The 16,428-nt window shown below is 39.5% G+C and carries 15 protein-coding genes; 8 read left to right on the forward strand and 7 right to left on the reverse strand.

The annotated features are described in order from the left end of the window. Positions 1–9: 9 nt before the first annotated feature. The 5 genes from H5089_RS08145 to H5089_RS08165 all read right to left on the reverse strand — a co-directional run bounded on the left by H5089_RS08145 (position 10) and on the right by H5089_RS08165 (position 5,812). Positions 10–780, reverse strand: coding sequence for an SDR family oxidoreductase (locus tag H5089_RS08145; protein ID WP_002959137.1), 771 nt, complete (start codon positions 778–780; stop codon positions 10–12). After that, positions 777–1,466, reverse strand: coding sequence for a TenA family transcriptional regulator (locus H5089_RS08150; protein WP_182711948.1), 690 nt, complete (start codon positions 1,464–1,466; stop codon positions 777–779). The genes H5089_RS08145 and H5089_RS08150 overlap by 4 nt, the downstream gene beginning before the upstream one ends. Further along, complete coding sequence (locus H5089_RS08155; protein WP_182711949.1) at positions 1,459–2,928, reverse strand: AMP-binding protein; 1,470 nt, start codon at positions 2,926–2,928, stop codon at positions 1,459–1,461. Before H5089_RS08155 ends, H5089_RS08150 begins: the two co-directional genes overlap by 8 nt. Then, on the reverse strand, positions 2,925–3,578 hold the full coding sequence (locus H5089_RS08160; RefSeq protein ID WP_182711950.1) for a thermostable hemolysin: 654 nt from the start codon (positions 3,576–3,578) through the stop codon (positions 2,925–2,927). Before H5089_RS08160 ends, H5089_RS08155 begins: the two co-directional genes overlap by 4 nt. Positions 3,579–3,730: 152 nt before the next feature. After that, positions 3,731–5,812 (reverse strand): TonB-dependent siderophore receptor, encoded by a 2,082-nt coding sequence (locus H5089_RS08165; protein ID WP_182711951.1) that lies wholly within the window; start codon positions 5,810–5,812, stop codon positions 3,731–3,733. Positions 5,813–5,980: 168 nt separating this feature from the next. Between H5089_RS08165 and H5089_RS08170 the strand changes: the two genes are divergently transcribed. From H5089_RS08170 to H5089_RS08190, 5 genes are all read left to right on the forward strand, one after another. Continuing rightward, positions 5,981–6,604: a fused MFS/spermidine synthase gene (locus H5089_RS08170; RefSeq protein ID WP_182711952.1), complete on the forward strand. Its 624-nt coding sequence runs from the start codon at positions 5,981–5,983 to the stop codon at positions 6,602–6,604. After that, positions 6,597–7,481, forward strand: a complete 885-nt coding sequence (locus H5089_RS08175; RefSeq protein ID WP_182711953.1) for a spermidine synthase — start codon at positions 6,597–6,599, stop codon at positions 7,479–7,481. Before H5089_RS08170 ends, H5089_RS08175 begins: the two co-directional genes overlap by 8 nt. 133 nt (positions 7,482–7,614) lie before the next feature. Further along, positions 7,615–8,082: a MarR family transcriptional regulator gene (locus H5089_RS08180; RefSeq protein WP_024595849.1), complete on the forward strand. Its 468-nt coding sequence runs from the start codon at positions 7,615–7,617 to the stop codon at positions 8,080–8,082. Between the two features lie 8 nt (positions 8,083–8,090). Beyond that, positions 8,091–9,155, forward strand: coding sequence for an HlyD family secretion protein (locus tag H5089_RS08185; RefSeq protein WP_165723799.1), 1,065 nt, complete (start codon positions 8,091–8,093; stop codon positions 9,153–9,155). A gap of 10 nt (positions 9,156–9,165) precedes the next feature. Next, positions 9,166–10,215: a DUF2955 domain-containing protein gene (locus tag H5089_RS08190; protein WP_024595851.1), complete on the forward strand. Its 1,050-nt coding sequence runs from the start codon at positions 9,166–9,168 to the stop codon at positions 10,213–10,215. A gap of 114 nt (positions 10,216–10,329) precedes the next feature. On the opposite strand, the gene H5089_RS08195 is transcribed toward H5089_RS08190, so the two are convergent. Next, the gene (locus H5089_RS08195) at positions 10,330–11,487 is read right to left on the reverse strand and encodes a benzoate/H(+) symporter BenE family transporter (protein WP_182711954.1); all 1,158 of its coding nucleotides are present in this window, start codon (positions 11,485–11,487) and stop codon (positions 10,330–10,332) included. 378 nt (positions 11,488–11,865) lie between these two features. On the opposite strand from H5089_RS08195, the gene H5089_RS08200 reads away from it, so the two are divergent. Beyond that, a complete protein-coding gene (locus tag H5089_RS08200; RefSeq protein ID WP_182711955.1) occupies positions 11,866–12,570 on the forward strand; it encodes a hypothetical protein in 705 nt (234 codons plus the stop codon). Between the two features lie 120 nt (positions 12,571–12,690). Next, positions 12,691–13,434 (forward strand): zinc-dependent metalloprotease family protein, encoded by a 744-nt coding sequence (locus H5089_RS08205; RefSeq protein WP_002959157.1) that lies wholly within the window; start codon positions 12,691–12,693, stop codon positions 13,432–13,434. A 90-nt stretch (positions 13,435–13,524) separates the two neighbouring features. On the opposite strand, the gene H5089_RS08210 is transcribed toward H5089_RS08205, so the two are convergent. Next, the gene (locus H5089_RS08210) at positions 13,525–14,745 is read right to left on the reverse strand and encodes an alkaline phosphatase family protein (RefSeq protein ID WP_039488828.1); all 1,221 of its coding nucleotides are present in this window, start codon (positions 14,743–14,745) and stop codon (positions 13,525–13,527) included. A 162-nt stretch (positions 14,746–14,907) separates the two neighbouring features. On the opposite strand from H5089_RS08210, the gene dgt reads away from it, so the two are divergent. Further along, the gene (dgt, locus tag H5089_RS08215) at positions 14,908–16,374 is read left to right on the forward strand and encodes a dGTPase (protein WP_002959159.1); all 1,467 of its coding nucleotides are present in this window, start codon (positions 14,908–14,910) and stop codon (positions 16,372–16,374) included. The last annotated feature ends 54 nt before the right edge of the window (positions 16,375–16,428 follow it).

Genomic DNA, 16,428 nt, shown 5'->3' on the forward strand with positions numbered 1-16,428 from the left:
GTGTGTTTGTTAACTTAAAAAACGTTTAATTTTAGGAAGTTGCTTTGCAATAGCGTTATCAACAACGCTTGGGAATACGCCATTTATGCGTGCAAATAATTTTTCAGGGAAACCAATAAAGCGCCTTGTTTGGTTTGAACTTATAAGAGCTAATAACTCTTGAGCAACTAATTCTGGCGAGTCCATTTTATTGCCGAGCTCTTTATTCATTGCCCGCGCTTTACTGCTATTAATAGATGTATCTGTTGCTCTTGGTGCTAAATAGGTCACTTTAATGCCTGAGCCGTTAAGCTCACGAGAGAGCGCTTCTGTAAAGCCACGTAAACCGAATTTACTGGCGCAATAAAGCGTTTGAAACGGGTAGCCAATACTGCCAAACGATGATCCCACGTTAACAATAGTGCCTTTGGTATACGCTAACTGCCCTAAAAATAGCTGGCATAATTTAATAGGCACCGACAAATTAGTAATGAGCATATTATCTATTTGCTCATTACTTGTGTGCTCAAGGCTTTGCATTGTATTTATACCTGCGTTATTAATAAGTAATTTAACGCCGCCGAGTTGCTTGGCTTTTATTGCTAGGTTAATACGTGTTGTATCGTCGGTTAAATCGCCCGTAAATATTTCACTGTCTGGGCATGCACGGCTCAGTTTTTCAAGGGCTTGGGTATTTCGCCCTACAAGCAGTAACTTCCACCCTTTTGCATATAGGGCTTTAGCAATCGCTTGCCCTATTCCGCCTGTTGCACCAGTGAGCACACACAAAGAACTACTCATACCAATTTGCCTTGTACACTTGCTTTAAAAAATGGTTCGTCATCGAGTCCACGAAATATATCGCCGTATAAACGATAAAAGCGCTTTGCACCATGAATTATGGCTTGTTGATCCGTCTCGTCTGTTATTTGATTCATTAGGTTTTCAAAAAACTTTACATGCTCTATATCAAGCGCGCCGTGAGAGGTTAAATAACTAAATGCTTTTTTAGGTAAGCCCACAGCATTTGCAATGTTTGAAGCCGCGCCATCAGCAAGCGCTATAGAAGTGCCTTCAAGCACATGCACCATGCCAAAAAAGCTCAACGGATTTTTACGTGCAATGGAGTCGTACGCATACGACACCATCATTTCGGTAGCAAATTGCGGCTGACTACACCGTACTGTTTCTTTGTCAAAACCACATGCTGCAATGTCATTAAGTACCCACTCTTGATGACCAATCTCTTCTTCAATATATTCTGCGACGGCTTCGCGCAGCCATTCTTGATCGTCGGTTAATCGCGCACCAACCGACATCATTAATGGCACGGTGTGCTTAACATGGTGATACGCTTGCGCTAAAAACGAGGCGTATTCTTCAAGTGATGCTTCGCCTTTAAAAACACGCTGAATAATAGGCGCTGTGAGCAGATAGTTTTGCTCTTGTTTAGTTTGCTCTTTAAGGGTGTTAAAAAAATCACTCATTAATTACTTCTCCAAGTCGGTAAAATTGATCAAATACAGCATGGTACTGCTTACTTATGGCATCTCGTTTTGGGCGATTATTTGTTGTTAATAATCCTTGTTGCACACTGAATGGGGCAGCTAAACGATGCCACTTTTGAATTCGAGCATAGTCGGGTAGTTGTTTATTAATTTCGTTAACGTATTGAGCTAACGCTGGGTTACTTAGCTTTGTATCGGCGTAAATAATGGCACTGAGAAAAGGTCGCCCCTCACCAAACACAACCGCTTGTAAAATACCGCTTTGACTGAGTAATAGTGATTCAGGCCACTCGGCACTGATATTGCGCCCCATGCTGGTAATAATTAGATTTTTTAATCGGCCTTTAATAAATAAGGTATTTTGATGCTGTTCGACCAAGTCGCCAGTTGCATACCACTGGTTTTTGTCGTGAGGTTGATGATTTAAGTAACCTAAAAACAAATCGCCTTTTATAAAAAGCTGACCATTTTCAATTTTGGTTTGAATATGAGGTAACACAGAGCCGGCACTGTGGATGTTATCGTTTGTGGGTGTATTTAAACTAACGACAGATGCCGCCTCAGAAAGTCCATAACCTTGGTAAACCGGTAAGTTTAAGCTACGCGCTTTAACTATTAGCATTTCGCTGACACGCGCACCACCTACGGCAATAAACTGTAACGAACTAGGCGGTTGCCAACCATCTTCTGCAAAAGTAACTAAGCATGCTAATAGTTCAGGCACTAAAATAAGCGTATTTGGCTTAACTTTATCAATCGCAGCAATAAGCTGTGCGGGCTGTTTTAATGCAGTACCAACAAAGCCTAATTCATTTAACGGCATTAAATGCACTGTACCGCCACTTTTTAAAGGGGCATACACACCGGCTATATTTTCAAGCAATACAGCAAGTGGTAATAAACACAAATGAACAGGCTTTTTAATGTTAATTTTATCGCACAGAGATTGCGCTACCTGCATTTGACTCTTTGCAGATAAACACACGCCCTTTGGTTGCCCGGTTGATCCTGATGTAAATGTTACTTTTTGAGTTTCTGGGAAATAACTGACGGGTTTAGCTACAACGATTTCGTAAATATATAATGTGTAACACTCAAATAAAGTAATTGATGCAGCCGGCTCCCCAAGTAAAGGGTTTGCCGTGTCGCTCATAAATACATTAGCGCCACATTGAGCTAGTACATATTGAGTTTGTTGTTCACTAAAAAAGTGAGCAATTGGCACAGCCACTTTATTAGAAACTGCAGCAGCGGCATCAATAACAAGCCAAGCTGGCGTATTATCGAGCTTATAAGCAATACATTTGCCGTTAAAGCTATATAGTATTTTTACTACTTTTTGTATTTGCTGGTTAAACTCATCACCGTTAATTTCAAGTGTTTGCTCTTTATTATGGGCAATAATTAATGGCGGTACTGAATGTGTATTATAGTAATTCATACGTTCACCAATGCATTTACCAAAGAATTGATATTTGAGTGGTTTTGCTGCGTCAAACTATAAAGCATTGGGGTATTTAATACTTGTTGGTGAGCTTGCTCTAAACTCACAACGCATACGGTAGGCTGATTAGCGTAGTAACTTCCCCAACTTAGCGGATGCTCAACAACAAAACTGTTTGCCACAGCAATTTCAGTGCAGTTAACGCCTAATAAGCGCAGCAGTGCACGCACTTTTTTAGTGGCGCAAAATACTAAATGTTTTGCTCCTACACTTTGCAGGGCTTCATTAACAACAATAAAATGCCCAAGCGTTGCTTTGCGATGTGTAGAGCATAGATTGCCAAGCTCAAATACTTTATTACGCTGTGTGTTCTCAGGTAAAAAATGCTCAATGGGCTGTGCTAAGTATTGCTCTATAAATAGAGGGGCTGTTGCTTGCCTTAAACCCAATGTGCATTGCCCTTCGTTTGTCGTGTATTGGCAAAGTAATGGCATAAAAGAGGTAAGCGTGGCGTTGTAAGCGACTAAAAACCCTTCTTTAACTGTGTTTTCTAACGCACTTCTATGCTCATCATTAACGCGAGCACTAACAAAGCGTGAGTTATTTTGAATATAAACGGGTGATGAAGGTAGGTGTGCTAATTGCATAAACATCGCTCATATAAAGTGTATGTTTGTAACTTAGCGAGCGAAACTTAAAGAAAACTTAAGAAACCTTAATTTAAATAAAAAAGCGCCTTAATTATTAAATTAAGGCGCTTCAGGATGAAAACTGTTTAAAGGCTTAATAAGCTAAGCTATTAAAAATTATAAGCTATCGACATTTTAAATTGCGTAGGCGCCCCCGGATAAACCCACAAAGCGTTGTAACTACTTTGAGCGTAGTCTTCATTAAAAATGTTATTAATGCTCACATTTAGCTCTGTTTTATCTGTTAAATTTAATTGACCAAACAGGCCGACCAATTGGTAACTTGGTAGTCTAAAGCTCAAATCTGCGGCATCACCTAGGCGGCTGCTGGTATATTGGTAACTTGCACCAAATTCAAGCTCTTTACCCATTAATGCTGTTTGATGGCTAAGTGTAAGGTTTAGATTGTTTTTTGGTACATTTACCAGTGGGCTGCCTTTTTCTATTGGCACGCCCCAATCGGCATTAATAATGTCGTTTGCTGTGGTGGCATCTATATAGGCGTACGATAAGTTAAATGCTGTTGCATCGGTAATATAGGTATTTAAATCAAGCTCAAACCCTTTGCTATCAGCTTTACCAATGGGAGCCGAAAAACCAACGTTTACTGGATCTGCCACTAACATATTACTTTTAGAAGCATCAAAAAGTGCCACAGTACCGTTTACACCTAGGTATTCAAACTTAGCACCAACTTCAAACGAGTCGCTGTACTCAAAGCCAAACGGGTCGCCGTTTGCATCAGTACCGCTCAGTGGTAAAAAGCCTTCAGAGTAACTGCTGTAAAAGGTTATTGTATTATTTAGTTCGTACACTACGCCAACGCGTGGGCTTATTTGGCTCTCAGAACTGGTTGAAAATACACCGCTGTTGGTTTCTAAAATATCTTGGTCTACGCTATCAAATCTAAGGCCAAGTAAAAGTTTAAACTTATCAGTGATATCCATTTGATCTTGAATGTAAATACCGTAAGCGTTTTGCTCTTCATCATTTTCATAAAGTAGCGAAACAGCAGGACGTTCACCAGAATAATCAGGCTCAAAAATATCAATAGTATAAGTGCCATTACCGCCACGATAACGAGAAAGCGCCGTGCGCAAATCGTATTTATATGCATCAATACCTATTAATAAATGATGCGTAATGCCGGCTGTATCTAAACGTCCGCTAACTTCAAACTTTACACTTAAATCTTCTACTTCGTAGTCGCGATAGCGCTGCTGGCGGGTAAGTGTGCGGCCATCGTCAAATAACGATTGGCGTGACGGTGCAAGTTCTGCATCTGACGAAAAACCCGTTAAGCTAGAGTCTCGATAATTTGCACCTACAACGAGTGACCATTCGTCGTTAATATCGTGGTTAAGCGTAATTTGGTGGCCTCGAGAGTAAACCTGCGTGCCTCCATCGTTTGGGTTACCCAAATAGCGCGTGCTTGGTACGGTGTCAAAATCGTTATCGAGTACAACAATACCACGATCGAATAGCTGAGCTAAATCTACGTATTCAAACTCATAAGTTACACTGGTCGATGCGTTTATTTGATGATAAATAGACGGCGTAATCACCTTTTTATTGGTGTATACCTCATCGCGGTAGCTGTCACTATCTTGCCATGCGCCATTTATTCTAAACGCGGTGGTATCGTTAATGCCGCTGGTGTAATCGCCTTCAACGCGATTAAAACTGTCGCTGCCTAAGCTTAGTTTTAGCTCACCTTGTGAATCAAACTGTGGCTTTTTAGTTACAATATTTACAGTCCCGCCTGGCTCTGATCGCCCATAAAGTGCTGAACCTGGGCCTTTTAGTACTTCAATGTAATCAATGTTAGATACATCACGCGGGCCGCTAAAACCACGCCCACCGCTAAAGCCATTAACTAAATAGCCCGATGGCATGTTTTCGTTACCCGAAAGGCCACGAATAGAAAAGCTATCCCACAATGCACCGCTATTGTTTTTACGTGAAATACTAGCTGAAAAATCAAGCGCATCTTGTAGTTGAGTAATTCCTTTTTTATTAAGCTCAGCACTATTAATACTAACTATAGATTGTGGCATTTGCTTTTGAGGAATATCACCGCGATAAGCTTGTTTATAAGTGACAGATATTTTTTCGATTTCTTCTTTTTGATCTTGGGCAATACTGGGCGCACTAATTCCTAGGCAGGCTAAATAAATTAAAGAGTACTTCATGTGATTGATTAACTAAGCAAGTGTTATAGTATAACAAAATTGTAGCATGTGTTACTTTATAACAAAACTTCTTTTTAAAAAATCACTGAGCGATTAATTAATGCACTAGCGACTGCCGTGTCATCACGTTAGTATAGTGTTCTACTTAAGTTACATAACGATAATTACATGAGCATAAAAACAAACGCGTTAATTTACTTTTTAGCTTTTTGCAGCGGTTTTTGCATTATGGGGATTGAACTTTTAGGAGGGAGAATTCTCGCCCCTTTTTTTGGTAGTAGCGTACATATTTGGGGCAGTATAATTACAGTATTTATGCTTAGTTTATCTTTTGGGTATTTACTTGGCGGTAAACTCAGCACTAAAAATGCATCACTTACCAAATATGGTTTAATATTTTTAATAGCCAGCATTATGGTGGTGCCTATTACATTATTTTCGCAGCCAATAATGGAATTTATATTTACCCATATTGAAGATAGCCGCTACGGCTCACTCTTAGCGTCAAGTGCTTTATTTTTTATACCTACCGTTATTTTAGGCATGATCTCGCCCTACTCTGTGCGCTTACTAGTAACCGATAGAGATAAAAGCGGCCAAGTGGCTGGGCGTTTATACTTTGTAAGTACGCTTGGTAGTGCACTGGGTACTATAATTACCTCGTTTTACTTTGTACTCGCGTTTGACGTAAATACTATTATTAGCGCCTTTGCTCTAACGCTTGGGTCACTGGGTTTAGTCGCGATTGTAATTAATACCTTGGCTAATAATAAGGAGCTTGCTCATGCTTAAATATCTACTACTGCCGTTAATTGCATTTTCGGGTTTTGCGTGCAGTAAAGTTATCCACGAAGAGCGCTCGCTTTATCGCAATATTATTGTTGAAGAAACGAGCGACTTACGTTGCCTTAAATTTAATACTAAAAGTAGCCAAACAAGCCAAAGCTGTATGTATAAAAACAATCCCGACAAACTTGTTTTTAATTACACTAAACTTACTTTTGCGAGCCTTTTAGTAGCCGATAATCCTAAAAATATACTTATTATAGGATTAGGAGGCGGTACGCTTTCTAACGTTATTCATGAGCTATACCCCACTGCAAAAATTCATAATGTTGAAATAGATCCCGCAGTAACTAAAGTTGCACGCGATTACTTTAACTTTATAGAAAACGATTTAGTGACATCAAGCGTGCAAGATGGCCGTATTTTTATAAAACGTGCCGCAATTAAAAAACAAAAGTACGATTGGATTATTTTGGATGCATTTAACGGCGACTATATTCCGGAGCATTTGCTTACTAAAGAGTTTTTTGAAGAAGTACAAAGCGTATTAGCCGAAGGCGGTGTTATAGCTGCAAATACGTTTTCAAGTAGTAAACTTTATCAGCATGAGTCGGCAACTTACCACGCTGTATTTGGCGACTTTATAAATGTAAGTCGCGAAAATCGTAGTAATCGTATTATTTTAGCGGGACTTAAATCAATGCCGAGCGAAGCGCAAATTAACACGCGTGTAAATGCTCTCGCCCCTAAATTAGTAAAATACGGTATAGACATAAAAGCGATTAGCCAATTTATGCAATTTACTAAAAACGACCAAGATTGGCCCGCAAATACAAAAGTACTTACCGATCAATACTCCCCTGCTAATTTACTTAACTTTTAAACTCCTGCTAAACCTCACCATTTCTACAAGTGAGGTTTAGCAAATATTTTACCATTTCCCACTCTTTCATATATTTACTTAGCAAGCTAAGTAATGATAAAATAGTTAGCTTGCTAACTATGTTGGGATGGCTATGCCTACACACAAACCTTTTCACGAAACACTCGATTTAACTGTTATCGGTAATATGGGCCGAGTTCATCGCTTATGCCGCGAAGCGGTAACCATTGCAGTTGAGCCTTTAGGGCTTACTCAATCGCGCTGGACTGCACTAATGCATATTAGTATGCGTGGTGAGGGACTAACACAACTTGAGCTTGCTAATAGCTTAGGGATAGAAATGCCTTCATTGACTCGTACGCTTAAGCAATTAGAGGAGCAATCGTTAATTGTTCGCCGTGTAGACAAACATGATAAGCGCAGTAAAAGACTCTATTTTACTGAGCAAAGTGATGCCATTTTACATTCATTGCAAGAGACTATTTCCGATATAAAAAATCAGTTATACAGCGGTTTATCTGTTGAGCAACTAGATGCGATTGCATTTGGTTTGATCAAAATAGAGCAAAACGCCCTTAAATGTATTCAAGTTAATAAGTAAGGCTAAAAATGACACCGGATCAAAAGTTTGCACGCTATGTAAGGTTTTCTCTCATAGGGTTTATCTTAGTATTTATTTACTATTTAGTGGCCGATATGGTTTTGCCTGTGACACCACAAGCACGTGTTTATCACCCTGTTGTGCAAATATCACCGCAAATTAGTGGCCGAGTCACTAGTGTGCAAGTTAGTAATAACCAATCAGTTAAAGCAGGCGATATATTATTTAGTATCGATGAAGGCCCATATAATTTAGCTAAAGAACAAGCTCAACTCGCCCTTGATGATGCCAAATTACAAAATAAACGCCTTGATACCAATGTTAAAGCGCTTGAGGCACAAATAAGTGCTGCAAACGCTAAACAGCATGAGCAAAAACTATTAAAAAGCAGAGGCGAAAAGCTCTATAAGCAAAAGTCTATATCGGAGCAAGAACTTGAAAGCATTCGTGCTAATTTTGAAGCGAGTAAAGCAAATGTTGCAGCCCTTGAAGCGCAGTTAGCTGAAGCGGTTTTAGCTAGAGGTGACTCAGGGAACAAAAACTTAGCCATGCGCCACGCTGCTAACCAGTTAGCGCAAGCTGAGCTAAATTTATCCTACACAAAAGTGCGCGCATTAAGTGACGGCGTAGTTGCTAACTTACAATTATTAAACGGCGCATACGCAGTTGCAGGCAGCCCGTTATTAGCTATTGTTGCTAAAAAGGCAGATTTAGTTGCCGACTTTAGAGAAAAGTCACTCACAAATATGAAGCAAGGCACCCAAGCGCGCGTAGTATTTGATAGCCGTCCAGGTGAAGTTTACGACGCAATACTTGAAACATTTGAAGCAGGCGTTAGCAGTGGTCAACTTAGTGCTAATGGTTTACTAAGTACAACAGAAACCAGTAATCGTTGGGTGCGTGATGCACAGCGTCAACGCATTCACTTAAAGCTCATTAATCATCAAGACTTAATAGCAAACATGCCTAGTGGCTCACGTGCAACAGTACAATTATTACCAGAATCAACAATTGGGCAATGGTTTGGCTCTGCACAAATCAGGTTTATTAGCTGGTTACACTACATTTATTAATGGAGGCTTTATGACTCAAATTGTTAGCCAAGGCCCACAATTAGACTCCAATGGCCTTCGCCAAGCACTGCGCATTGCAGGTGGGTGTACCCTTGGCTTTACTATTAGTGAATTAATGAACTGGCCCAATGGTATATTTTTTACCGTTTATCCTATGTTGATATTGGGCATGGTACCTACGTTAAGTCGTGGGCTTATAAATCAATTTATAGCATCTGCTGCATTTAGCGCACTTATAGTGCTGATAATGCAGGGATTATTTTCCCACTTACCAGTCGTTATGACATTGTTAGTGTTTGGTGTTTTCTGCTTTTTATTTCATAAAATGAGTAGCGGTAGTGCCTTTTTATTTGGCGCTTTAGGCGTGATCAGTCTTTCTATTCAGCTGCATTTTTCCAGCTATGTTGATCAAGGAAGCAGTATTTATCCATTAATTTTAACTAATGGTTTGGCTATATTTTTAACCGTTATTATTGGAGCATTAATGCATGGCCTATTTCCTGATGTAACCGCAAGGCCCGGGCGAGTAATGCCAGCTAAAGCAAAAGAAAGTATTCGCCATGAGGTATTGTTATGCTCAACCGTGGCTACGCTCTCTTTTGTTGTTTTTCAGGTTCTTGATTTACAAGACTCAATATCTGCGCAGGCAGCTTCTGTGCTTATTTTATTTTCGTTGTGCTGGAAAGCCGCAGGTATGGCCGGTTGGCAGCGAGCAATTGGAACGCTTATAGGCTGTAATGCAGCGTTACTATCGCAACTATTTTTGTATAGTCACTCTGATTTTTTACTTTTTCCGATGGCTATTTTATGGATACTTTCGTTTGTTTTTGCGCGCTTTCATATTTTAGGCGGAGGCATACCTGGCATTGGTTTTGGTGTGTTGACTACATTTGGTATTTTGTTTGGAAATTCACTCGGGCCAGGCCAAGATCTTGTTTATAGTGCAATGTACCGGTTTAGTTCGGTATCTGTGGCTATAATCTTAAGCTTATGTGTTGTGTATGTTATGCACCACATACTTAATCGGTTTAGCGTAACTCGCCATCATACTTATGATTAGATAAACCCTGTTATGTAAAACTAAAGGCTGCAATTGCAGCCTTTTTAATAAGCTTGGTTAAACTATTTTAATCATCTATATGAGCAATAATTTCGCTTTACATATTCACAGTTTTTAGTCTTTCCTGGTGATAATAAGCGTTAGCACACCGGCTATAATCCCCCAAAAAGCAGACCCCACTGAAAGCAATGTTAAGTTAGATGCAGTTACTAAAAAAGTGACTATTGCGGCCTCAGTATATTCAGTACGACTAAGGGCTTGCTGCAAACTATTAGCAATGGTGCCAAATAGCGCAATGCCCGCCAAAGCTAAAATAAGAGCCTGCGGTAAACTTGCCACCAAGCCAACTAATGTAGCTGCGCACAGCGCCATTAAAATATAAAATACGCCAGCCGCTATACTCGCCCAATAACGTTTATCATGATTTTTATCCGCCTCATCACTCATACACATAGCTGCGGTAATCGCGGCTAAATTAATAGAGTAGGCTCCAAAAGGAGCGCTAAGCATATTTACAAAGCCAGTAACATTAAGAGATGCAGATATAGGCGCTTTATATTTATGTGCTTTTAAAACCGCAATACCCGGTAAATTTTGCGAAGTCATGGTAACTATATAAAGTGGTAAACCTATACTAATACATGCTTGCAAGTGGAAAGCGGGTTCAATATAAGCAAATTCGCTCATTTTCCAGTGCAGCGCGCTGGTATCAATATGGCCCATTTGCCAAGCGAGTAATACACCTATAATAAGCACGCTTAACATAGCAAAGCGGGCAAAAAAGCGTTTACCAATAAAGTACATAACGACCATTAAACCAATTACTAAAGGCATGTCGTTCATAAAATTAAACACATCGATACCAAAGGTAACAAGCACGCCGGCCAACATGGCGCATGCAAGCTCACTTGGAATACGGTTCATTATTTTTTCAAACCAGCCCGTAACCCCCGACAAAAACACGAGCAATGCACTGAGCATAAACGCGCCAATAGCCTCATTTAAGTTATACCCTTGGGCACTTGAAATAAGTAATGCAGCTCCCGTGGTAGACCACGCAATTAAAACAGGTACTTTGTAATAGTACGATAAACCAATTGACGTTGTGCCCATCACTAAACCGAGCATTAAAATCCAACTAGCTACTAAATCGGGCGTACCACCAAGGGTTATCACTACCTGATAAATTAATGCAATAGAACTCGAAAAACCAATAATTACAGCCACAAGTCCTGCTGTAATTCGGTTAAGCAACTGATCAGACACCTTCATAAATTCCTCGTAATGCATTTATGCAGCTCACAACATACGTGCCCAATAATTACATTGCAATTAGCGATTGGTTTACAAAAGGTGAAATAAATTCACTTTTTATTTTTCATTGTAATTAACGTCAAAAAGTCACTTTTAACCATTGTATTTAACTAAACAAACAAGTACCTACAACTGCGCCAAAGCCCGCGTAAACACTACTAAAAACCAATACTAAAAAGAGCAAAAAACACACCAAAAATAAATATCCTTATATTTTATAATGAATTATAAAATTAAGAAATAATTCTTTTCGGTTACATTTATTATCTTGATCTAATCCATTTAATAATATAAAACGTAACAAATAGTTAACCAAAAACACTAAAAGAGAAACAAATGAAGAGATCTGTCGTCTTACTAATTGCTATACCATTATCGGCATTTGCAGTTTATGGGCTATTTTTTAATGCAGATGAAACGGGCGAACCTATCGCGCCTGTTGCTATTGATTTTGTTCCTATTGATTTACCAAAAACGCGCAATACGCATCCCCCTGCACCTATTGATATGAGTAAAGATCCAATTACTGTTAAACCCATTGCTGCCCCTGACAACAACTTACCGTTTGAAGAATTTGATGCCGTAAATCGCCTATCAGACAAAGCAAAGCAAGTGCTTATAAATGCAAAAGTTTTACCGACTGACTTACATAACGAGGCCTATATTGAGTTTGATTTAAATTCTTTACAGGCGTTAGAAACTGGCGAAAACTTTGATTTAGCTATTCCGCAAACAGCCGAAACATTCACCGCAGAAGTGACTAATGTGGTTGAGTCTGAAAATGGCGATAAGAGCATATTTGGTAAAATAGTGGGTGTTGACGGTCGCATGCATAATACCGTTTTAACGGTAGGTAAAGATGCAGTATATGGCCAATTTACTGCACCTTCTGGCAACTATGTATTCGAAAGTAAAGGTAAGTACGGATGGATTGCAGCAAAACGCGATTTATATAAAAGCCACATAGAGCATGAAGTAACCGCACCAAAACCCAAATCAGATAAAAGCATCGATATATTTGCACCAAAAATTGATGGCTAACCAAAAAATATAAAAAGCAATTAAAGCCGCACTATAAGGCAGCTTTAGTGTGTCTGCTTTTTATGATCTCAACCAAGTTAAAAACAGTTCCAACCACAACAAGAGTAAGGAAATACAATAATGAAAAAAGTAATCACAACAACCGCACTGGCTGCGGCATTATGTGCAGCAAGTGTTGCACAAGCAGAAACAATCGATATCGGTATTTTATATACCGACCAATCAGCTGCCGCAACTAGTAATATTGACACTAAAATAAATCAACTAATTGCTTTTAGTAATCAGGTATATAGCCAAAATGGCGTTGATATAACACTACGCTTAGCTGGCAAACAAAACTTAGGTGACTACGCAGTAACGCCGTCTGAGGATTGGTTAGATTCGGTTACAAATAGCAGCTACGTAGATGGTTTACGCAGCGATTGGAAAGCCGACATGATTGCCGTATTAGGTACTGGCCAAAGTGCTGGCAATGGGCTTATTTCATGTGGTTTAGCATGGGTTGGCCAAGGCACTAATGGCAATCTATATAGCTCAATGAGCAGCCGTATGTACTCAATCACTGCAATTGATTGTGGTGCAACTACATTTGTACACGAACTTGGTCATAACCAAGGTTTAGCGCATTCACGCAAACAAGGTGACACATCTGGCGGTGTATATGTAGATGGCATGGGTCATGGCGTACAAAATGAGTTTGCAAGTATTATGGCTTACCCGCACGTTTACGGTAGTGCAACTCAGTACGATTACTTCTCTAACCCTAACTGGAGTGTAAACGGTATTGCATTTGGTATTACAAACCAAGCGTATGCAATTCGCACGGTTACTGCTACAAAAACAAGTATTGCTAACTTTAAATAAGTAGCGCATTAAAAAGTGGGCTAAATAGCCCACTTTAAAGTTTTAACATGTTCTTCCCTGCAGAGCGCTTACGCGCTCTTATAGATTAAGCTAATGCACAACCACTTTTTGCTTAATTGCTGGCATTAATGTTTTACCATTGCCATCTACTTTGTTTAACAATTTAAGCCCCATCACTTTTGCAAGTACTGGGTAGATATCAAGGTTACTCACTTCTTTAAGGCTTATACCTTGTTTAAATGCAGGGCCTACAGCAATAAATGATGCTGCCATATCCTCGGTATATGCATAACCGTGAGTCCCTAAATAGGTTGGTTTTTTACCATTGGTAAATACCGCTGGCGCTGTAGTTTGCACCACAATATCGCCTACGCGAGTGCCTTTATTGTAATGGTACGCTGCTAACTGCTCGTCAGTTAATACTGTATAACGACCGTTTGCTGCTTTTTGTAAACGAGCTTTATAGCCGGCTATATCCGCATTTATTGCATCGGGTTGAGTGTATATGAGTAAACGTGGACCGGTGTTTTTAACTAAAAAGTTTTCATCTTGAGGCAGTGTGGTTACATCAATACTTTTATCTGGATCTATACTCGCCATACCATGATCCGAGACAATAACTAAGTTTACCTCTTGCTCTAATTTACTTAAGCGAGTTTGTAATTGCCCCATTAATTCATCAAGCTGTTTAACTGCATCTCGCGTTTGTGGTGCGTCTGGTCCAAACTCATGGCCCATGCTATCAACTAGCGAAAAGTAACTCGCAATAAAACGTGGGCGCTGTGCTTTTGGCAAACTTAACCATTGAATAATTTGATCAACACGGCTTTGGTAATCGCTGTATTTAGAATAGTGATAAAAGTAATCTGGTGTCATGCCGTTAAATAATGCATCTGACTCAGGCCAAAAATAAGTAGCCGATTTAAGCCCCTGCATTTTTGCTAAATTCCAAAGCGGAATCCCCTTCACCCAAGTGCTATCGCCCAATGCTTTGCCCATGCTGTAACAGTCGTTTTTACGCGCTTTATCACAAAAGCTATTATCAACAATGCCATGGTTTACCGGCAGTAAGCCCGTAATAATAGAAATATGGTTAGGAAACGTTTTAGTTGGATAAACAGGTATTAGTTTTTGTGCGCGAACACCGCGCTCGGCCATTGCTTTTAAATTTGGTGCGCCGTGTTTTTCAATATAATCCCAACGCAGGCCATCAATTGATACAAGCACCACAGTTTGCTCTTTTGCAGCAAACGCGCTGTTCATTCCTAACATTAGGCAAATTGATACTGCCTTTAAAATCCACTGTTTCATTATAAACACCTATAAATGCACAACAATTACTCAAAAAATTATTTTAAAGCAAGTTGTTACTTTATGATACAAACTGATAGATTAAACCCTGTATATTAAAGACAAATGACTATGTGCTAAAAACTATGCCAGTCATCAATTGTAAAAAGGATAAGTATAAAGATGACCATAGATTTTAGTAAAAAAATAACGCCAGCACGAATGTATCGCACAACCTCCAACTTACAAATGGCGCTAGAAAGCGACCGTGGCCGTATTATTAACAGTGCCGCTATTCGCAGGCTGCAGCAAAAAACCCAAGTGTTTCCGCTTGAGCGTAACGCAGCTGTTCGTTCGCGCTTAACTCACTCGCTTGAGGTACAACAGGTTGGTCGTTTTATAGTGCAACGTATTTTTGCAAATTTAAGCTACCAACAACAAAAAGATTACGGCTTAACCGACCTAGAACGCCCCCTAGAAAGCTTAGTAGAAATGGCCTGCCTAATGCACGATATAGGCAACCCACCGTTTGGACATTTTGGCGAAGCTGCAATAAACCACTGGTTTAATAACAACCTAGCAAGCGTAACACCCGAGCGCTGCAAAGAGCCCAATACCGGTATAGGTGTTGTTTTTAAACACCTTGCGCTTGATATTTGTAACTTTGAAGGCAACGCTCAAGGCATACGTATAATTCATTCGTTGCAAACGCTTAATTTAACTTACAGCCAAAGTGCTGGTATTTTAAAATACACTCGACCTGCAGGGCTTGATACAAAAGATATACCGCAAAATAAAAACTACTTAATGAAGAAAGTGGGTTACTACTACAGCGAAAAAAACTTTGTTGAAGCGCTACAAAAAGAGCTCACTATTGAGCCATATTGCCGCCATCCAGCAAGTTATATAATGGAAGCCGCCGACGACATTTCGTATTGCCTAGCCGATATAGAGGATGCTGTTGAAAAAGGGATCATAAGCACCGAATTCTTATGTACACAGCTTAAAAGTCATTATAAAAAAGCACTCATAAACCTAACAATAGACGATACAGAGCACCAAACTTTTGTAGATAAAGCAGTTGACTACGCACATGAGCGCGCCAAAGCACAACCGTATAACTTTAATAGCGAATTTTTTATATACCTGCGCGTTGCACTTTTACATCCGCTAGTTGGACATGCTGCAAAACGCTTTATTGAAAATATAGAACCTATTTACCATGGCGACTTTAACCAAGCACTTTTAGAAGATAGAAGCCATCTACACGCTGTAACCAAAATGCTAAAGCAAGTGGCACTTGAGCATGTATTTTCAAACAAAGAAGTCGAAAAATTAGAGCTGCAAGGTTATAGAATAATTAATGGCTTACTCGATTGCTACAAACCGCTACTGCAATTGAACAGCGATGACTTTAGGCGCGCTCTAAATGGCGATTCGCGTTTATTAATTGAGTCGCGACTTGTTAAAAAGCTCTCTAAAAAGCACTTAAATAGTTACCAACACGCAATAGATGCGATGCAAGAAGAGCCCGATCACTTTGCAGCGTACGAATTTTATTATCGCTGTAGATTAATTCAAGATTATATAAGCGGTATGACAGACCAATTTGCTTACGATGAATATCGCAGCCTTATGGTTATTGATTAGTCGTATTACTCTGGATAATTTTCAATTTTGCGCTTAAAATCAAACTATTAATAT

The sequence above is a fragment of the Pseudoalteromonas sp. SR45-1 genome (assembly GCF_014163655.1).
GTDB lineage: Bacteria > Pseudomonadota > Gammaproteobacteria > Enterobacterales > Alteromonadaceae > Pseudoalteromonas > Pseudoalteromonas distincta.

Coding starts and splice junctions, on each gene's coding strand:
- H5089_RS08145 (WP_002959137.1), bottom strand. CDS start 780: ATGAGTAGTTCTTTGTGTGTGCTCACTGGTGCAACAGGCGGAATAGGG.
- H5089_RS08150 (WP_182711948.1), bottom strand. CDS start 1,466: ATGAGTGATTTTTTTAACACCCTTAAAGAGCAAACTAAACAAGAGCAA.
- H5089_RS08155 (WP_182711949.1), bottom strand. CDS start 2,928: ATGAATTACTATAATACACATTCAGTACCGCCATTAATTATTGCCCAT.
- H5089_RS08160 (WP_182711950.1), bottom strand. CDS start 3,578: ATGCAATTAGCACACCTACCTTCATCACCCGTTTATATTCAAAATAAC.
- H5089_RS08165 (WP_182711951.1), bottom strand. CDS start 5,812: ATGAAGTACTCTTTAATTTATTTAGCCTGCCTAGGAATTAGTGCGCCC.
- H5089_RS08170 (WP_182711952.1), top strand. CDS start 5,981: ATGAGCATAAAAACAAACGCGTTAATTTACTTTTTAGCTTTTTGCAGC.
- H5089_RS08175 (WP_182711953.1), top strand. CDS start 6,597: ATGCTTAAATATCTACTACTGCCGTTAATTGCATTTTCGGGTTTTGCG.
- H5089_RS08180 (WP_024595849.1), top strand. CDS start 7,615: ATGCCTACACACAAACCTTTTCACGAAACACTCGATTTAACTGTTATC.
- H5089_RS08185 (WP_165723799.1), top strand. CDS start 8,091: ATGACACCGGATCAAAAGTTTGCACGCTATGTAAGGTTTTCTCTCATA.
- H5089_RS08190 (WP_024595851.1), top strand. CDS start 9,166: ATGACTCAAATTGTTAGCCAAGGCCCACAATTAGACTCCAATGGCCTT.
- H5089_RS08195 (WP_182711954.1), bottom strand. CDS start 11,487: ATGAAGGTGTCTGATCAGTTGCTTAACCGAATTACAGCAGGACTTGTG.
- H5089_RS08200 (WP_182711955.1), top strand. CDS start 11,866: ATGAAGAGATCTGTCGTCTTACTAATTGCTATACCATTATCGGCATTT.
- H5089_RS08205 (WP_002959157.1), top strand. CDS start 12,691: ATGAAAAAAGTAATCACAACAACCGCACTGGCTGCGGCATTATGTGCA.
- H5089_RS08210 (WP_039488828.1), bottom strand. CDS start 14,745: ATGAAACAGTGGATTTTAAAGGCAGTATCAATTTGCCTAATGTTAGGA.
- dgt (WP_002959159.1), top strand. CDS start 14,908: ATGACCATAGATTTTAGTAAAAAAATAACGCCAGCACGAATGTATCGC.